Genomic DNA, 16,248 nt, shown 5'->3' with positions numbered 1-16,248 from the left:
TTGATTGATGCCGGCAAGACCATTGTAGGGCAAGCTCACTTTACTTTAGATGAACAAGGTCGAGTTCAAGCCGTTCGATTCACACAATAATCGCTTTAGTCTTTTCTGTCCCAAGCCGATACAGTCTGTATGGTATTTCCAGATTTATCGGCACCTGAAGTTTGCCAAAAGAAAAATGTAGCAGAAAGAACAGCGATCGCGTTTATAGCCGATCGCTTTCTGGCGTTGGTTCTGGATTTTCTGATTATGTCTCCTGTAGTGAGTTTGCTACTCGCGGGACTTATGAAGAAAACCAAAACATACTTCCTGTTAGATGCGCAATCACCTGAAGGATTTGTTGCGGGTCTTTTGATTTTTATTTTAGGCGCTTGTATTGTCATACTTTTGCAATCTGTTTTTATGTACTACTGGCAGGCGACGCCAGGTCAATTCTTTATGCAAATGCGTGTGATTTCTTACCCGCACTATCGTCAGCGTTTAAGCTTTTCGCAATGTATACTGCGCTCTTTCTGCTTCTGTGCAAGTTTTCTGCTATTGGCACTTCCATTCCTTGAGGTTTTAAGCCACCCGTTACGTCGAGCTTTCCACGAAAGAGCTTCCGATACTATGGTGATCACTTTGAAGAAAGTTTGTGATGATGGCCCAGAACCACTAGAGGAGCGTTTTGTTTCCTCTTGGCTTCGTATGAGTTTTGCGATTTTTGCGGTGTTTGCAGGGGTTGGTGGATTGAAGACTTATTATTCTCTTCATCAAAGTAGTTATCAAGCAGCTTCCGTGACCGCTCAATGTAAGGAAATCCACGATAAAGATCTTCAAGGGGTGGCTCGTCTGGATGCAGCCATTTCATTATTCCTGTTAAATGATATTTCAGAAGAGTGCTTGAATAAAGAGGCTGAAAGTTCGTTGTGGGGTGACCCGGTGAACTCTCAAGAGATGGCCTATTTGGCTAAATACTTGGTAGCTGATAAAGATGAACAAGAACTTTATATGAAGCGCGTTTGCCAAGATCGCAGCTCTTCCGCTTGTTTGTTAGCTCGTTACTTACAAGATAATAGCGAGTTGGAGCTATTAGCGGCGGCCGATCAAAAACTTTGGACGACACAAGTTTTGAAAGTGGAGGAGCAATATGATGCTCATCACTTTGATGCAAGTCTTGAATCGATTGAGAAACTTCAAGCAGTCCCGGCATTGAAGTCTGCAATGGAAAAGAAATACGTGCGTTCTATCTGGGCGTTGCGTGATTCATCTTCGCGAAAATCAGGTCGTGTTCCAGCCAGTGTTTCCAAGTCATGGATTGATGACTTTAAAGAAAAGTACGGTATCCGATGATTTTACCGGCACCGGTCAATCTTAAAGAGTACACACGCTTTCCATTGACCCTAACGCTGGTCTTCTTAAATCTATTTATTTTCGTTTTGATTTTTAGCGGCAACACTTCGTCCGTTTCAGACTCGGCATTACTGCAGGAAGATGGCCTGACTTTGTCGGGACGCCTTTATTATCAATACCTGAAAGATCTTCCTGCTAAAGATCTTTATTCGAAGCCCTCATGGGTTCATGAAATGCGCGCGAATAACTTAGATCAAATGGGAGTTCTAGGTTCCTATGCTTTGCGTGACGCTGACTTTCTAAATGTGGCAGAGACTTTGTCTTACAAAGGCGACGACGTTCAAATCGCAACTTGGAAAAAACAAATCCATGATTTCCGCAAAGAGTATCAAGAACAATTGCTGTTTCGTTTTGGTTTAAGCTCTTTAGCGAAAGGCCCCTTGTCTTGGCTGACCTATCAATTCTCACATTCGAATTGGATTCATTTACTTTCGAATTTGATGTTTCTTGTGTTAATCAGTGCCGCCGTAGAGTCGTTGTCGGGCAGTTGGGTTTTGTTAATTGTGTATCTTGTGGGAGGGCTTGCTGGTGGTCTTGGATTTTTGCTGTCAGAAAGTTCCGGAACAGTGCCAATGGTGGGGGCGAGTGCCTCTATCAGTGCCTTGCTTGCGTTTTATTGTGTGGCGGAAGTTCGAAGTAAAGTCCGCTATTTCTATTTTGTCTCTCCGATGCCTGGGCATAATGGCTTTATTTATTTGCCCACTTTAATGATTTTTCCACTTTTTCTTCTCGTAGACTTGGCTAATCTTTGGTCATCTCCAGAGGGGCTTGGCAGTGGGGTGGCCTACGCCGCACACATCGGCGGCACTGTATTCGGCCTATTGGGCGGTTATGCCTACAGAATAGGTGCTAAAGGTCTTCCTGTTTTGACAAATTACCGACAATAGAAAAACTACACACCCGTTGACAGAAATTCGCCCGTTAGCGATCTTTTGAGCCGTCACCTCTAACAGAAATGGCGGACCAGAATGAAGCTAACAAAGCTCATTAAGTCAGTGATTGTACTCACATCATTGTTCATCATCGGCTCGGCTCAGGCAGCGCAAGTTTCACAAACCATCCCGTACTACGGAGATGATTTCTATAACGATCTCGCGAAAGGCGTTTCTAACGACGCTTTGATTCTTCGATTAAAAACTGTTCTTCGCAGCTATCACCAGACGCAAGCGAATGGCTTGGACAAGATTGTCGCAAGTTGTGCTGATGGAGATAAAACCTGTTATGCTCATCACGCTATCGGCTACAATGCTGCTCGCGTTTGGTTGATGGGTGGTTACTATTTAAAAAAAGATGATAACGGTTATGCCGTGTGGGACGTTTACTGTAACACATACCGTGGCGCGAATGACTTCCGTAGTAATGCGCCCTCACCAGGCACGATTCCTAAAAATACCGTTGTAAACGTTGAGCACACATGGCCACAAAGCCGTTTCAATCGTAAATTCCCAGATGAACTTCAGAAATCAGATCTTCATCACTTGTTCCCAGCTGATTCTAAATTGAACGGCGTTCGCGGTAACAACTGGTTTGGTGAGGTGACGAAAGATACCCAGTTCTTCAACAATTGCCCAAGTTCAGGTTCTCGTTATGGAGTAGGCACTTTAGCGGGTGAGGAAATTTTTGAACCACCGCAGGCGCATAAGGGACACGTGGCTCGCGCTCTGATGTACTTCGCTATTCGCTATGACATGCACATTGACGCCGACGAAGAAGCTCTCTTGAAAAAGTGGAATCGTGAGTATCCTGTTGATGAAGATGAAGCTCGTCGTAATAACGAAATCTTTAAGGCTCAAGGGAATCGCAATCCATTCGTAGATTACCCGACGCTAGCAGATCAGATCTCAGACATCTAAAGCGGGCACGACTCGCTTTGCTTACTGGTTAAGCGGAGGAGTGGATTAGGTTGCGTAGGCTTGGGATTATGTTGAGGTCTCTTAGAAACAAAAGGGTAACATAATCGTATTTTGGGTTTTGGGCTGTTGCTTCGTTTGCTAGTTGAGTGAAGGGGCGGAAGTCCCAGAAGCGTTGGTTGTTGCCTTTGTTTCGGGTTGCACCTGTGATTTTGAGGGCTATGGCGCCTGTCAGGGCTCGGATGAAGTTGCTATAAGCAGTTCTGCTCTTTAATTTGATAACTAAGTGCAGGTGATTGCCGCCGTTGGCGTAGTGGCGTAGCTTGATTCCGTAGCGCTTTGCGAATTCGTGGCAAAGCTGTTCTATCTTTTTCCAGTTTTTTGAATGTTGAAAACTTTGACTGCCATGGGCAAGTGTTGATCTTAGAACAACATGCACTGCTCGTTTGGTGCACAGCGGTCGTTTTGTGCGGTAGCGCGCTTTGCGCAAAAGAATTCCCCCGAAAGCATTGAGAGCCTTCAGTCTTGGGTCATCCATTGAGATCTCGCGGCGGCGATTTCGCACGATTTTCATGAACGATGGTATATTCAAGAACTTTGAGAAAAACAAGTAAGTAATTGAAATATTTGAGAAGGTTTAATTTTTTAAGAGATTCTTGAAGCGGATGCGTTTAGAAAGAGGGACTGTTATTTGGAAATTCTTAGATACTTTGAGAATTCGTAAAGAAGTCACAGGATTCTGTTTGTTTCTTCGAATCTTGAGCGTGTGAATCAGAAAAATGAAGGAAAATGAAAAAAAATGAAATTACTCGCTTGCAATATGCTTTTCGCCATGCTGAGATTGTTTCTACGGGAGGGGTGATACCAAGGAAGGTACTCGGGGAGCATGATGTTCTCACCTCTATTTTTGATTTAAATTAAAAAGGCCAGCGAATAGCTGGCCTTTTTCTTTTAGATCTTTGAGTGATCGCAAGATGAGATTAATCAAACAAACCAAGAAGTGCTTCGTTGTCGTTGGGTTCACGGCCTGCATAGTTTTCTAGTGATTCGCGGATCAAGATTGTATCCATGGCATAAGCTTTCGAGTTGAAGAGCACACCCGCTAAGTTGTCCGTATGACCCCATGGTTGCCAGAAAGGTGCATAGCACTCGAGGTTGTTAGAAACCTTTTCAACGAAAGCCTCTACGGTGATATCAGGCTCATTCGCTGCTGTTTGAATGAGTGCGATTTGTTTTTGATTCAATTGGGTGCAATAGAGCTTCTTGCCCTCGGCTGCACGTTGTTCGTTGATGTCACTTAAATGTTCATTCACCTGGGCAACTAAACCCGAAGTGAATTCAGCCGCTGTCATGGCTTGCGCTTGTACCGCTAAGCCCAATGTGCAAAATAAAAGAAGAAACCTTTTCATATCTTATCCATTTCCAAAGCGTGAAAGACCTCTCTGGATAATTCAAAGACTGCGCCAGATTGAAAACTAATGAATGCGATTGGACTAGAGGATTGTCAAAAACTTCGACAAGCAGGGACGGCCTAGGCTTGCAGTTGCGAATAATTAATTTTGATCCAAAACTGACAATTGTTTGTAAAGATAAATTATTTTTAGTTTGCGTGACTCATTTCCGAGAAGTTTGTCATGAAATACTTAAAGTGCTTTGGGTTTGTTTTATTTCTAGGGGGCTGCAGTAAAACAAATACCTCCTTGGATTTAAACAGTGGCCTGCCTTCTTTAGAGGGCGGCGCTTGGCAAATGGACTGTTCGAGCTTCACTGGCTATGAGGCGGCTACCATTACTTATGCAGGTGGTAGTTATCAACATCTTACCTCTAATTATTCGGATGCAAGCTGTGCCGTGAAGCAGATGGAAACAGTTGAGCAGGGTACTTATCAAATTGGCGATACAGAGTCGGGTACATCGATGGTTCAGCTAGATCGAACTCTGAGTGTGCTTACAATAAAGCCCCTCACAGCTGCGATAGTTAGTCAGTTAAATTCGCAAAGTTTTTGTGGAATTAATTCTTGGACTTTGAATTTTGCTCAGGATGTGACCGGAAGAAATTGCAGTGGTGTTCTTGTTCCATCTGCTGGCGCAACTTATTACGATATCTATTCCATTGCTTCAGTGGATATGCCTGCATTCGGAGGCCTACAGGCTACTTCTCGCGGTGATTTAACTTTCGGCTATAACGACACATCCCACGACGGCTCTACACCTAGCGAAAGGCCGAATAGCCTTAGCGGGAACTATGTCTTTAGGAAACAATAAAAAAGGCCAGCGAAGTGCTGGCCTTTTTTATCGAACTTTTAAATTTGCGCCGATAAGATCGATAGACAGAGCTACTCTTCCAGAGGAGCAAAACCGCGGCGAAGAGTGTTTTCGGTGATACATGCTGGTTCCATGTATTGTTTCAAATAATCGATACCGCCTGTTTTAGAGCCGATACCAGACATTTTGAAGCCACCAAATGGATGACGGTCAACCATGGCGCCAGTGATGCCGCGATTCACGTACAAGTTACCGACTTCGAATTCCTCTTTCACGCGAGCGATATTCGCAGGCGAACGAGAGAACAAGCCACCAGTCAAAGCATACTCGGTGCTGTTTGCGATATTCAAAGCTTGATCCAAGTCTTTTGCGCGGATCACAGCTACAACTGGGCCAAAGATTTCTTGTTGAGCCAGCTTGGCATCGCCCGGAACATCGCCAAAGATCGTTGCCGGAGCATAGAAGCCATTTGCAGGAGTGTTCGCTTTGAACAACAGTTTATGATTTTTCTCTGCCTCTGCAATAGTATCCAAGATTCTGTTGTAAGCTTCTTTATCAACAACAGGTCCCATGTAGGCCTTTGGATTTTCCGCTGACAAGATCTCGATAGATTTTGCAGATTCAACCAAGCGATCTACGAAACGATCATAAACTTCATCAAGAACGATCACGCGGCTGGCCGCAGAACATTTTTGACCGCTGAAGCCGAAGGCAGAATAAAGAACTCCATCAACTGCTTCGTCAAGATCCGCATCGTTATCGATGATCACAGCATTTTTGCCACCCATCTCGATGATGCAACGTTTGACGTGTGATTGACCTGTGTGAACGACAGAAGCTCTATTCAAAATATGAAGACCCACGGCTTTTGAACCTGTGAAGGCAATTGTTGTCGTGAACTTGTGATTCACGATGTATTCGCCAACCTCTTCACCATAGCCTGGAAGGAAGTTGATCACGCCAGCAGGGAAGCCAGCCTCAACGATCATTTTCATCAAGCCCCAAGCAACAACTGAAGATTGCTCGGCTGGTTTCATCACGACAGTGTTACCTGTGACAGCAGCAGCCGTTACCATGCCAGCCAAGATCGCTAATGGGAAGTTCCATGGAGCAATCACCGCCGTCACGCCGCGAGATTTATAAATGTATTGAGACAATTCACCAGGCAAAGCCCCTTGGCGAAGTGGATTTGCAAGATTACGCATGTGGCGAGCATAGTAGCGGCAGAAGTCAATAGCTTCGCCGATATCAGCATCAGCTTCAGCCCATGGCTTACCCACCTCAAGAACTTGTGTTGCGATCAGCTTGAACTTATCGCGATTCATGATGTCGGCTAGTTTGTCGACAAGCTCTGCGCGTTTTGTCGCAGGAACATTCTTCCAAGTTTTGTAAGCAGTTTGTGCTGCCTGCATCGCTTGTTCAGCTTGTTCGATAGACGCCATATTGATCTTACCAACAACTTGATCCGCTTGGGACGGATTCACGCGATCAAATGTCTGAGTCGCGTTCATCTCTTTGCCGTTGATTAACAATGGTACAGTCACTGGCATTGTCGCTTTGAAGTCTGCGATAGCCTTGATCATTTTTTCGCGATCTGCTTTGATGGCAAAGTCCAACGGCGGTTCATTATAGAAGCGGCCTGGCTTTTTCGCGATCACTGGGGAAGACGGAGTCAAACCCTGGGCTGGATCTTTCAACAACTCGGCCGTTGATTTATTGTCAGCAAATTTTCCACGCAGCCAGCTCTCATTTGAAGAGTTCTCAAGCAAACGACGTACAAGGTATGCCATGCCTGGAATCAATTCGCCTACTGGAGCGTATTCGCGAAGACGATATCCCATGTCTACCAAAGTTTTCTTCACCGGTTCTGCCATGCCGTAAAGCATTTGGAATTCCAATGCCTCTTTCGGGATGTTCAGTCTTTCTGCATACAGCATACACGCTGCGATTGTTCTTACGTTGTGAGATGCAAAAGCAGGGCGGATGAATTTGATATTTTCTAGCAAGTACTGAGCGCAGGCTTCGTAGTTTGCGTCGGACTCGGCTTTTTTCGTGTACACCGGAATTGGCCAGCCACGTTGTTCCGCTTCGATCGTTTCGTAATCCCAGTAAGCACCTTTCACAAGGCGCACCCAGAATGGAGTTCCACGTTCTTTTGCGAATGCAGTTAAAGATTTCAGGTCATCCAAAGAATCACGCAAGTAAGCTTGGATCACGATACCGAAGAATTTGTAGTTTTTAAATTCTGGTTCGTTGATCAGTTCTGTGTAGGCTTCAACAGTCAAATGTTTGACTGAGTATTGCTCCATATCCAAGTTTACGAAAACGCCTTTTTGCATACCCAAACGGAAGATCGGGCGCATGCGGTCTTTCAAAACTTTTTTAGTGTCTTCCCAAGCAGCATCTTTGATTTGAGAATAAAGAGCTGTCATTTTTACAGAGATATTTACCTTTGGAAGAGCACCTTCGTGATCGCGATCGATCTGAGGAACTTCGTCCCACTTTTCTGCGTCTTTCGCGAGCCAGTTGATAAGTTCGATACATTTGTTGCCGTACTCTTGTCCTTCTTTTTCAGACAAAGTCGCTTCACCCAAAATATCGACTGTGAAAGTCATTTTATTTTTGCGCGCTTTTTTCAAAACAGGCAAAGCGTCGTCGGGAGTTTCACCAGTGATGAACATTTGCGCCATACCGATGACGTTTTTCTTAATCGCGCCAGCCATTAAGCCCGGAGCCAAAGAACCTAACCCAAGACCGACGTTGAATACCGGAGGAAGTTTTCCACCATCTTCAGAGAAATACTCTTTCAAGTGGCGAGCGACTTCATCGCCTGAGTTGATTGCAGGAAGCACGTCCACGAAGCGGAACATGTTTGTTTTAAATTTTTCATTTTTCATGCTCCATTCCATGATGGAGCCGTACCAGAAATCTTTCGAGAAGATGGAAGCCTTAGATTGGCTTTCCATGCGTTTTAGGATCTCTTCACCACGCGCGACGATTTGCGATTGAATATCGTTCATTTTCCGTTACCTCTATGAGTGCCGGAATATTCACTCTAGTGGAACGGAATTTCAAGCTTATTTGATGGCCCATTTGTGAGTGATTTTGCCCACAATTTCGGCTTCTACGGTGTCGCCGCGTTTTAACGGACCTACACCTGATGGAGTGCCTGTCAAAAGCAGGTCTCCAGGCATCACCGGAAAGTGTTGACGCACAAAGTCTACAAGCTGGGGGATCGTGAAGATCATCTGGTTCGTATTGCCTTGCTGGCGAATCTTGCCATTGACCGTGAATATGAGGTTCAGGTTCGCCAATTCCTCGATGTCGTTTACTGGGAAGAAAGAGGAAAGTGGGCAGGCCTCTTTGAAACTTTTTGCGAGGGTCCAAGGGTGGCCCTTTGCTTTCAGCTGAGACTGCTTAGCTCTTTCTGTCAGGTCTAAAGCAATGCAGGCTTCATCGATTTGCAGATTTTCGTCGAACTGAAGGGCCAGCTCCATTTCGTGGTGAACATCTGTACCCCATTCCGGCAAATGAATTTCTTTGGCGGCCAAAGTGGCGCAACTACCAGCTTTCAAAAATATGAGCGGTTCGGTGGGAACTTCGTTGCCGAGTTCTTTTGCATGCTCTGCATAGTTACGACCGACACACCAAATATTTTGAATCATAGCGAAATCCTTTTGAATTCGATGAATTTAAAAATCCCCTCAGAAGAGATTTCGAATCCCGCATATTGAGTCGGGCTCCAATGTTGATAATCTGAGTCTGAAAAGTCAGTGTCGCTTGGAACCACAGCCAGAGCCTCGATAACCCAGTCATAATGCGAGCACATAAAAATCACTTCGTCAGACTTAGTGCCAGCTTTCTCGAGGAGATTCCTTACGCGATGACGAAAATCGATGGCGGTTTCGTCGTTCTGTTGCTCAAGTAACGCGTCTTGAATTTGAAGCTGCAAATGCAGCTCGTTCGCAAGGGGGCGGAACGTGCTGTGAGTGCGCTTTTTCGGAGAAACCCAAAGTTGAGTCGGTGTCGGAAGTTCATTCTTTAAAACTTTCTCAAGAAGTTTATGAGCCTGTGCGTAGCCCTCTGTAGTCAGATCGGGATCTCCGGAAAAATCGATGGCTTTTTGGGCGTGACGAAAGAAATAAATCTTCATGACTTTCACTCGGGGTTTTGTTAATTTCGCATTTTATTTTCCACCAATGCCGGGGGTTTGTCATGACTAATCAACAAAATGGTCAAAGCAAAGAGCGTGTGCATCGTTTCGTTTCTAAAGATCTCACACTGCGTATTGCCGCAGTAGATGCCACTGAAGTTGTGCGCCACATGCAAGAACTGCAAAACACATATCCTTTGGCAACGATAGCAGTTGGCCGCAGTATGGTTGGTGCGCTTTTGATGGCAGCTCAATTGAAGGACGATCAACAAGTGGGGTTGTTGTTCAAAGGCAGTGGCGCTTTAAGAAGCGTTTACGCTGAGGCTTCTTACAATGGCCATGTGCGCGGTTACACGCCGACGCCTCACTATCATCCTGAAAGTTATGAAAACGGTTTGAGCTTGAAAGAGGCTCTGGGCATTGGAACTTTAACTGTGGCAAGACATCTTCCGTTCCAAAAAGCTCCCTTCCAAGGAACAGTAGAAATGGTGAGTGGCGAGATAGGCGAGGACATTGCTCATTATCTTCATCAGTCACATCAAATTCGTTCATTGGTTTCTTTAGGTGTGTATCTGGATTCAGACGGCAAAGTTGCAAAAGCCGGTGGTATCTTGATTGAAGTCATGCCAGGCGTGGAAGAAGAAATCGTTGATCTTGTTCAAAAAAATTACGACACAAAAAAACCGAACATTTCGAAAATGCTGCTCGAAGGAGCAACGCCTGCTGACTTGGTAAAACCGTTTTTGGAAGGCATCGAGTTCGAAGAGCTTGAGCACGAAAAATACCTCGAATACTTCTGCCCATGCACGAAGGATCGCGTGATCCGCGCGCTTGAAACTTTGGGTGAAGAGGAATTGCAGGACATGATTAACAAGAAGGAAGAGGTTCACGTTACTTGCCAGGTATGTGGTCGTCCTTATGATGTGACTGTTCCTGAAGTGCAGCAAGTTAAAGAACGTATTCATAAAGAGTCTCTTCATTAGTCTTTCCTAAATACGACGGCCAGAAGCACGAGAGAGGTGTTCGAAGATTTTATGGATACTCTCTTCGCGTGGCACGCCGTCCGGGCTCAGTTGCCGCCACGGCTTTGCCGTGGTTCGCGCCATCGTGGCGCCGGCAAAGGCCACTCTTCGCGAGCACCCATAAAATCTTCGAACACCTCTCTCGCGCTTCAGGCGGGTGTTATGATGACTGGTGAGATCTATGAAGGTGTGTTTGGGGCTTGCGCGTTTTATTGAAATCATAAAAAAGCTAAATTAGCACTGACTATTGCGCTCTCATAAGAGACCTTTCTTTCCCTTCTTCACACGGTCTTTCTACAGAGTGGGGGGATTCTAATATATTACCTGCCGAAGTGAGGCCTTTGTCGGCGCCACGATGGCGCGAACCGCAGCGAAGCTGCGGCGACAACGAGCCCGGAAGGCGTGCCTCACGCAGCGCAGGTAATATATTAGAATCCCACTCTGTAGGAAGGGCCCCGAGCGAAGACGGAAGCCAAGGAAGCCAGTCTCGAAATGAGATGTCTTGCGGAAACTTGCTCTTGTCTAAAGGTTTTACGGCGAAAGCTGTCAGGTTGGCTTCCGGGTTGGAGTGGAACTTGCTCTCTTCATTGGTATGAAACCACTGTTTTTAAATCTCATTAAGAGAAGTTCCTTGCCCTGGCTTGCTGTCTTTGTTGGCGCATTGATCGCTATTGCCGGCCTTAGCTTCAGCTATGAGGTTTATCGTGCTCGTACAGCGGTGACTCAGTATTTTTCTATTTGGGAAGAGGACATTGCTCAGTCGTTGCTTGTTAAGAAAGACAGCTCTTTGCTTGATAAAATTTTAGGTCAGTTGCGTGAGGTTCATAGTGCTGTCGCTTCTGTTCAGGTAAATTCATCTTCGAGAGCCTGCATGTTTTCAAATGAAATTCCTATCACGCTTTTCTCGCTTCCTGCGGGCAAGGTGAATGTTTGTTATTCTTCTGCGGAGCTGGCTTTGAAGTCGGTAAGTTCACCGATCTTTATGCTGGGTCTTTTCTTAGGACTTGGATTCTTATTCTTTGGTTCTCGTCGTGAACTTTTAAATCGCTTGAACGCCCAAAAGCTTCAAGCCGAGCTTGCTTTGAATAAAGAAATTTCGACGATGTCTCGTCAGGTTGCGCATGACATTCGTGGACCACTTACAGCACTTACAACATTGAGCCAGCTTTCTCATGAAATGTCAGAGGAAAAGAAAGAGCTTCTCGGTCTGGCAGTTTCAAGAATCCGCGGTATCGCCGACGATCTTTTGACGAAGGGTAAAGAAAAAACAGTTGAAACGAAGACAGCTTCTGCGGATGAGAAAACAGAAGAGGTTCAAATTTTTTCTGACGTCGCTCTAATCAGTGAGAAACTTCTGAAAGAATATAAATTTGCTCATCAAGGCATTCAGTTTTCTTGGCATAATCATGTGAGCTCGGGAAAAGTTCTAGTGGAGCTTTCAGAGATCAAGTTGCAAAGAATTATTGCTAATATTTTGAATAATTCGATTGAAGCATCTCAAGGAAAAGAGGCAGATATTAACTTGTCTCTGCTTGAACGCAATGATTGCTGGCTGTTGCAGATCATGGATAACGGTTGCGGCATTCCTGAAGAGGTTTTGCCTCAGCTGATGGCCGAAGGAAAGAGCTTCGGTAAAGAAAATGGCAATGGTCTTGGACTTTTTGACGCCCGCAAAACTTTGCTGAGCATCGGTGGTGATTTGCAGATTCGTTCGCGAGTGGCAGTGGGAACTCAGGTTCTATTGATCTTTCCTAAAAACGCCAAGACTCTCTCTAAAAGTTCTTAGTTATCGACTTTAATTCCTAAAACATTTTCGATAGTTTTTTCGTAAATATCTTTTTTGCGAGGTTTCCCAGGCTGGTTCGCAGTTGGAATCTCTTTCTTGCGTTCGACCCCGGCAGAAATGGGAAAGGCTACAAAAAGATCGGGATTTTCATTCGCGGAAACCACATCGAATGAAAATTCCTTATCCTTGCAAAGCGCTTTCATTTGAACGGGTTCTTTCAACGAAGATGCTGTTGAAAGTTGAATTTCACTGACATTTAGGGTAGTGATTTTTGTTTTCAAAGTCGTTTCTGAAGACGATTCAATATTTTCGATCGCACAAGGCAACGTGATCGATAGAGGAACCTTTGGTTTGATTTTTAAATGACTATTGAATGCGATAGCATCGGTGGATGATTTTACAAAATCCATCTTCCTCACTAAAAGCCCCCATGGATTTTCCAGGGTTCTTTCCGTTGAGCCAAGCTCTAAAGACAGTGTTGTGATGAGGATTGATTTGTTCTGGTCCTCGTTAAGCTGCAAACTAATGACAGCTGAAAAACGGTTGTTGCCTTGAGAAGCCAAGGACAAAAGATCTGATTTCTGTGTGAGATTTTTTTGCTGAATTTTTTCGCGAAGTCTGCGAACTTCGTCGATTCGACTTGCGCGAAGTTCTGGGGCCATCAAAAATGTAAGTGATGTCTGTGACTGCCAGAAGTTGTTTGAGTCATAGGTAAAGTAACGATCCAGATATTGACGTAAGAACGTGATCTTTTCGAGTTCGCTCAATTGGACGCTTTCTTGACTTAATGACGAGTTCACGCCGGTTGTAACGGCAACGACACGAGGATTGTTTTTTAACTGCAAATACAAAAATGTACTGGTGGATGCCCAGATGATGGCGATAGCAAGAAGGATCTCCAGCACAACCTTTTTCATTTTAGTGAGCCTCGAGTGGCAAGATTTCGATCATTTGATCACGATGAGATTTTTTATTTGGTCCCTCGTCCACCCACTGGTCGACCTTATAGAGTTTAATTTTGGCTTTACCGCTTTGGAAATAACGTTTGTCGGCAGAGCCTGTTGTTTCTTTCAATAAAGTGGCTGTTCCGCTCTGGAAGAAGTCTAACTGAGCTTTCATCTTTTCATTTTCAAGCTTCATCATGTCGATATCGCGTTCATCATTCCAATAGTAGTTCGCAGCGACCGCTGAAATCACGCCGATGATACCGGCCCAATACAAAGCATGCAGTTCTGTACGTTCATCGGAAGGCGCTGTGGCAGCACCGATAATTCCCCCAACACCGACACCCACGGCTGTGGCAGCAAGACGACTTTTTTGGTTAGTGGCGCACGCTGAAAGAAACAGGCAAAGTGACATTAACAAAGCTGAGATTTTCATATAGACAATGCTAAGTTTAATTCGGGACGGAGGCAAGACGATGAAAATAAAAAGCCCGGTCCAGGACCAGGCTTTTTTCGACGAACATTTTAAGAAAAATCTTAATTCAACTTTTGGATGATGGCGTCTGTAAAAGAAACTGTTGTTCCTTTGCCGCCAAGATCTCCGGTGCGACAGTTGATGTCTGACAAAGCTGCGATTAATGCATGCATGATTGCGTCCGCTTTAGCAGTTTCGCCAATATGTTGAAGCATCATCACCGCTGATTGCAGCAATGCTGTCGGATTTGCTTTATTTTGACCCGCGATATCGGGAGCAGAACCATGAACTGCTTCAAAAATCGCCGCTTTATCACCGATGTTTGCACCCGGAACCACGCCAAGACCGCCCACAAGACCCGCGCATAGATCGCTTAAGATGTCTCCGTAAAGATTCTCGGTCACTATCACTTCAAATTGTTGAGGTTTTGTTACGAGTTGCATGCAGGCGTTATCAACGATCACATCTTTCGTTGCGATATTTGGATATTGCCAACCCACTTCTTGCGCTACTTTCAGGAACAAACCATCAGACATTTTCATGATGTTTGCTTTGTGAACGATAGCCACTTTGCTCTTGCTGGTTTTTTGCGCCAAATCGTAAGCGTAACGCGCGATACGTTCTGAACCTTTGCGAGTGATTCGTTTGATACTTTCCGCGGTGTTTTCATCAACCATGCGTTCGATACCAGCATAAAGATCTTCTGTGTTTTCACGAACGATTGTGAGGTTCACGTCTTTGCAAACGCACTCAACCCCCGGCAATGAACGCACGGGGCGAACATTTGCGTAAAGGTCGAATTTTTGTCTCATCGTCACATTAATAGATTTATGACCACCACCGATTGGAGTTGTCGTAGGGCCTTTGATAGCAAGGCGTGTTTGATTGATGGATTGAACCGTTTTTTCCGGCAGGAGGTCTCCCAGAGTTTGAAGTGCGATTTCACCTGCTTGGTGCTCCTCATATTCAAATGGAGCGTGAACATGTTTAAGAACGCGGATCACCTGAGTCATGATCTCGGGACCGATACCATCACCAGGAATTACAGTGAGTTTCATCATAGATAGCCTTTCTTCATAGCCAGATCTCTTATCAATTTATAAGTGATGCGTCCAGTATAGGCCCGTTTGAGTCATCTTGCGAAACTGCTTTTTCGCGCGCGAAGGTGGCTCAGCTTTTCAGCTTCCACCGCAGATGGGATGTGGGATGGGGACTTCGGCAGAGCCGGAGCGCAATTGGATCCTTAGGGCGCCACGATTGTGGCTGAGATCCGAGAGTCTCAAAATGAGACCTGCTAATTCACTAAAGCAAGCGCTGGACCAGCCGTTTTAGAGCCTTTTTGCACCACACTTTGCGCCAAGGGGGTGTTCTCTTGTTTTACAGGTAAAATGCTAAAGATCTCAATGGGTTAGGGAGGTCATGGGCCCCTGTCTGCGCCATCGACAGCTTTGGCTCGACAGTGAAGAGGTTCCCTCGGGTTCCAGGGCCTTTAAGAAAGCTTCAGAAAATCATATAGTTAAGTCGTTCCATGAGTTTTAAATATGTGGTCCTGTCTTTGTATTAGAAAAGGGCAGGAGGACACTCTCATGTGGAAGTGGCTTGGAGCGGCTTTGCTCCTGTCGACAGCTTTATTTGTTCAAGCCTGTGCGCCTAAGTCGGCTGATAACGACTGCGGGTTTGTACAAAACTCCTATGGAGAGCGCGTTTCCTGGAAGAACGAAGGCATCGTTACTTTATATATCCATCAATCTGTTCCCGACGAATATATTCCTGCGATCCAATCTGCGGCGGATACATGGGAAAAGAGTGTGGGCCATCGGTTGTTCAATATTGTGACTACAAAAGTAGGTGGGCCCATCGCCCCTCATAAAGACGGCACTAACGTTATCTATTTTATGGATACATGGGAAAGCAATCGTTCTACGGAGCAAGCTCGTACAAGTATCTATTGGAATGGTGACCAAATCGAAGAAGCAGATATTCGAGTGAATGCCAAAGATTTTAAATTCTATTGGAACGATAAAATCGCGAATCGTGTGAACATCGAAGCATTAATTCTGCACGAAATGGGACATGTTTTGGGACTGAAGCACAAAGACACTGGCGGTTCGGTGATGGCGACATACCTGCCGAGTGGTGCGGATCGTGTACAGTTGGCCTCCACCGACGTCTCAGATCTGAAGTGTGAGTACTGATAGCACGTATTGTAAAAACTCTATGTAAGTTTATTTAAGTTGAGGAAAATCGCAGAACCTCAATAGACTTTTAATTCTGCGCCGCTACTGGCAAGGGAGACACGATGAGAGTCATCAATATGAACAAGACGCAAGAGACAGAAGAAACAACGACTGTTGATTCATATTTG

Annotated in this window: 15 protein-coding genes; 7 read left to right on the top strand and 8 right to left on the bottom strand. The window is 45.2% G+C overall.

The window, feature by feature from the left end; genetic code table 11:
- Positions 1 to 129 precede the first annotated feature (129 nt).
- The 3 genes from VF412_RS18600 (at position 130) to VF412_RS18590 (ending at position 3,242) form a co-directional block, all read left to right on the top strand.
- The gene (locus VF412_RS18600) at positions 130 to 1,329 is read left to right on the top strand and encodes an RDD family protein (protein WP_331340776.1); all 1,200 of its coding nucleotides are present in this window, start codon (positions 130 to 132) and stop codon (positions 1,327 to 1,329) included.
- Positions 1,326 to 2,276: a rhomboid family intramembrane serine protease gene (locus tag VF412_RS18595; RefSeq protein ID WP_331340775.1), complete on the top strand. Its 951-nt coding sequence runs from the start codon at positions 1,326 to 1,328 to the stop codon at positions 2,274 to 2,276. The genes VF412_RS18600 and VF412_RS18595 overlap by 4 nt, the downstream gene beginning before the upstream one ends.
- A gap of 81 nt (positions 2,277 to 2,357) precedes the next feature.
- The gene (locus VF412_RS18590; RefSeq protein WP_331340774.1) at positions 2,358 to 3,242 is read left to right on the top strand and encodes an endonuclease I family protein; all 885 of its coding nucleotides are present in this window, start codon (positions 2,358 to 2,360) and stop codon (positions 3,240 to 3,242) included.
- 28 nt (positions 3,243 to 3,270) lie between these two features.
- On the opposite strand, the gene VF412_RS18585 is transcribed toward VF412_RS18590, so the two are convergent.
- Both VF412_RS18585 and VF412_RS18580 read right to left on the bottom strand, forming a co-directional pair.
- The gene (locus VF412_RS18585) at positions 3,271 to 3,813 is read right to left on the bottom strand and encodes a transposase (protein ID WP_331340773.1); all 543 of its coding nucleotides are present in this window, start codon (positions 3,811 to 3,813) and stop codon (positions 3,271 to 3,273) included.
- Between the two features lie 406 nt (positions 3,814 to 4,219).
- Complete coding sequence (locus VF412_RS18580; protein ID WP_331340772.1) at positions 4,220 to 4,648, bottom strand: hypothetical protein; 429 nt, start codon at positions 4,646 to 4,648, stop codon at positions 4,220 to 4,222.
- A 225-nt stretch (positions 4,649 to 4,873) separates the two neighbouring features.
- Between VF412_RS18580 and VF412_RS18575 the strand changes: the two genes are divergently transcribed.
- Positions 4,874 to 5,503 carry a hypothetical protein gene (locus VF412_RS18575; RefSeq protein WP_331340771.1) on the top strand — a complete coding sequence of 210 codons (630 nt, stop codon included), beginning with the start codon at positions 4,874 to 4,876 and terminating at the stop codon, positions 5,501 to 5,503.
- A gap of 71 nt (positions 5,504 to 5,574) precedes the next feature.
- On the opposite strand, the gene VF412_RS18570 is transcribed toward VF412_RS18575, so the two are convergent.
- The 3 genes from VF412_RS18570 to VF412_RS18560 are packed head-to-tail and all read right to left on the bottom strand — an operon-like array spanning position 5,575 to position 9,656.
- Complete coding sequence (locus VF412_RS18570) at positions 5,575 to 8,523, bottom strand: proline dehydrogenase family protein (RefSeq protein ID WP_331340770.1); 2,949 nt, start codon at positions 8,521 to 8,523, stop codon at positions 5,575 to 5,577.
- 57 nt (positions 8,524 to 8,580) lie between these two features.
- On the bottom strand, positions 8,581 to 9,168 hold the full coding sequence (locus VF412_RS18565) for a fumarylacetoacetate hydrolase family protein (RefSeq protein WP_331340769.1): 588 nt from the start codon (positions 9,166 to 9,168) through the stop codon (positions 8,581 to 8,583).
- Positions 9,165 to 9,656 carry a phosphoglycerate mutase family protein gene (locus VF412_RS18560; RefSeq protein WP_331340768.1) on the bottom strand — a complete coding sequence of 164 codons (492 nt, stop codon included), beginning with the start codon at positions 9,654 to 9,656 and terminating at the stop codon, positions 9,165 to 9,167. Before VF412_RS18560 ends, VF412_RS18565 begins: the two co-directional genes overlap by 4 nt.
- A gap of 62 nt (positions 9,657 to 9,718) precedes the next feature.
- Here VF412_RS18560 and VF412_RS18555 point away from each other — a divergent pair, with 62 nt between their 5' ends.
- Both VF412_RS18555 and VF412_RS18550 read left to right on the top strand, forming a co-directional pair.
- Entirely contained in the window at positions 9,719 to 10,639 is a 921-nt protein-coding gene (locus tag VF412_RS18555) for an Hsp33 family molecular chaperone HslO (protein ID WP_331340767.1), read from the top strand.
- A 670-nt stretch (positions 10,640 to 11,309) separates the two neighbouring features.
- Positions 11,310 to 12,464, top strand: a complete 1,155-nt coding sequence (locus VF412_RS18550) for a HAMP domain-containing sensor histidine kinase (RefSeq protein ID WP_331340766.1) — start codon at positions 11,310 to 11,312, stop codon at positions 12,462 to 12,464.
- Here VF412_RS18550 and VF412_RS18545 read toward each other — a convergent pair.
- From VF412_RS18545 to VF412_RS18535, 3 genes are all read right to left on the bottom strand, one after another.
- Positions 12,461 to 13,381 carry a hypothetical protein gene (locus VF412_RS18545; protein ID WP_331340765.1) on the bottom strand — a complete coding sequence of 307 codons (921 nt, stop codon included), beginning with the start codon at positions 13,379 to 13,381 and terminating at the stop codon, positions 12,461 to 12,463. The two genes, VF412_RS18550 and VF412_RS18545, sit on opposite strands and share 4 nt — an antisense overlap.
- Before the next feature lies 1 nt (position 13,382).
- A complete protein-coding gene (locus VF412_RS18540; protein WP_331340764.1) occupies positions 13,383 to 13,844 on the bottom strand; it encodes a hypothetical protein in 462 nt (153 codons plus the stop codon).
- Between the two features lie 101 nt (positions 13,845 to 13,945).
- Positions 13,946 to 14,944, bottom strand: a complete 999-nt coding sequence (locus VF412_RS18535; protein WP_331340763.1) for an isocitrate/isopropylmalate dehydrogenase family protein — start codon at positions 14,942 to 14,944, stop codon at positions 13,946 to 13,948.
- Positions 14,945 to 15,469: 525 nt separating this feature from the next.
- On the opposite strand from VF412_RS18535, the gene VF412_RS18530 reads away from it, so the two are divergent.
- Positions 15,470 to 16,078 (top strand): matrixin family metalloprotease, encoded by a 609-nt coding sequence (locus VF412_RS18530; protein WP_331340762.1) that lies wholly within the window; start codon positions 15,470 to 15,472, stop codon positions 16,076 to 16,078.
- Positions 16,079 to 16,248 lie beyond the last annotated feature (170 nt).

This window comes from Bdellovibrio sp. (assembly GCF_036384735.1).
Classification (GTDB): domain Bacteria; phylum Bdellovibrionota; class Bdellovibrionia; order Bdellovibrionales; family Bdellovibrionaceae; genus Bdellovibrio.
The sequence above is the reverse complement of the archived record's forward strand: the minus strand, read 5'-3'. Positions and strand labels throughout refer to the sequence as shown.

Coding starts and splice junctions, on each gene's coding strand:
- VF412_RS18575 (WP_331340771.1), top strand. CDS start 4,874: ATGAAATACTTAAAGTGCTTTGGGTTTGTTTTATTTCTAGGGGGCTGC.
- VF412_RS18535 (WP_331340763.1), bottom strand. CDS start 14,944: ATGATGAAACTCACTGTAATTCCTGGTGATGGTATCGGTCCCGAGATC.
- VF412_RS18560 (WP_331340768.1), bottom strand. CDS start 9,656: ATGAAGATTTATTTCTTTCGTCACGCCCAAAAAGCCATCGATTTTTCC.
- VF412_RS18585 (WP_331340773.1), bottom strand. CDS start 3,813: ATGAAAATCGTGCGAAATCGCCGCCGCGAGATCTCAATGGATGACCCA.
- VF412_RS18555 (WP_331340767.1), top strand. CDS start 9,719: ATGACTAATCAACAAAATGGTCAAAGCAAAGAGCGTGTGCATCGTTTC.
- VF412_RS18530 (WP_331340762.1), top strand. CDS start 15,470: ATGTGGAAGTGGCTTGGAGCGGCTTTGCTCCTGTCGACAGCTTTATTT.
- VF412_RS18540 (WP_331340764.1), bottom strand. CDS start 13,844: ATGAAAATCTCAGCTTTGTTAATGTCACTTTGCCTGTTTCTTTCAGCG.
- VF412_RS18600 (WP_331340776.1), top strand. CDS start 130: ATGGTATTTCCAGATTTATCGGCACCTGAAGTTTGCCAAAAGAAAAAT.
- VF412_RS18580 (WP_331340772.1), bottom strand. CDS start 4,648: ATGAAAAGGTTTCTTCTTTTATTTTGCACATTGGGCTTAGCGGTACAA.
- VF412_RS18595 (WP_331340775.1), top strand. CDS start 1,326: ATGATTTTACCGGCACCGGTCAATCTTAAAGAGTACACACGCTTTCCA.
- VF412_RS18565 (WP_331340769.1), bottom strand. CDS start 9,168: ATGATTCAAAATATTTGGTGTGTCGGTCGTAACTATGCAGAGCATGCA.
- VF412_RS18590 (WP_331340774.1), top strand. CDS start 2,358: ATGAAGCTAACAAAGCTCATTAAGTCAGTGATTGTACTCACATCATTG.
- VF412_RS18545 (WP_331340765.1), bottom strand. CDS start 13,381: ATGAAAAAGGTTGTGCTGGAGATCCTTCTTGCTATCGCCATCATCTGG.
- VF412_RS18570 (WP_331340770.1), bottom strand. CDS start 8,523: ATGAACGATATTCAATCGCAAATCGTCGCGCGTGGTGAAGAGATCCTA.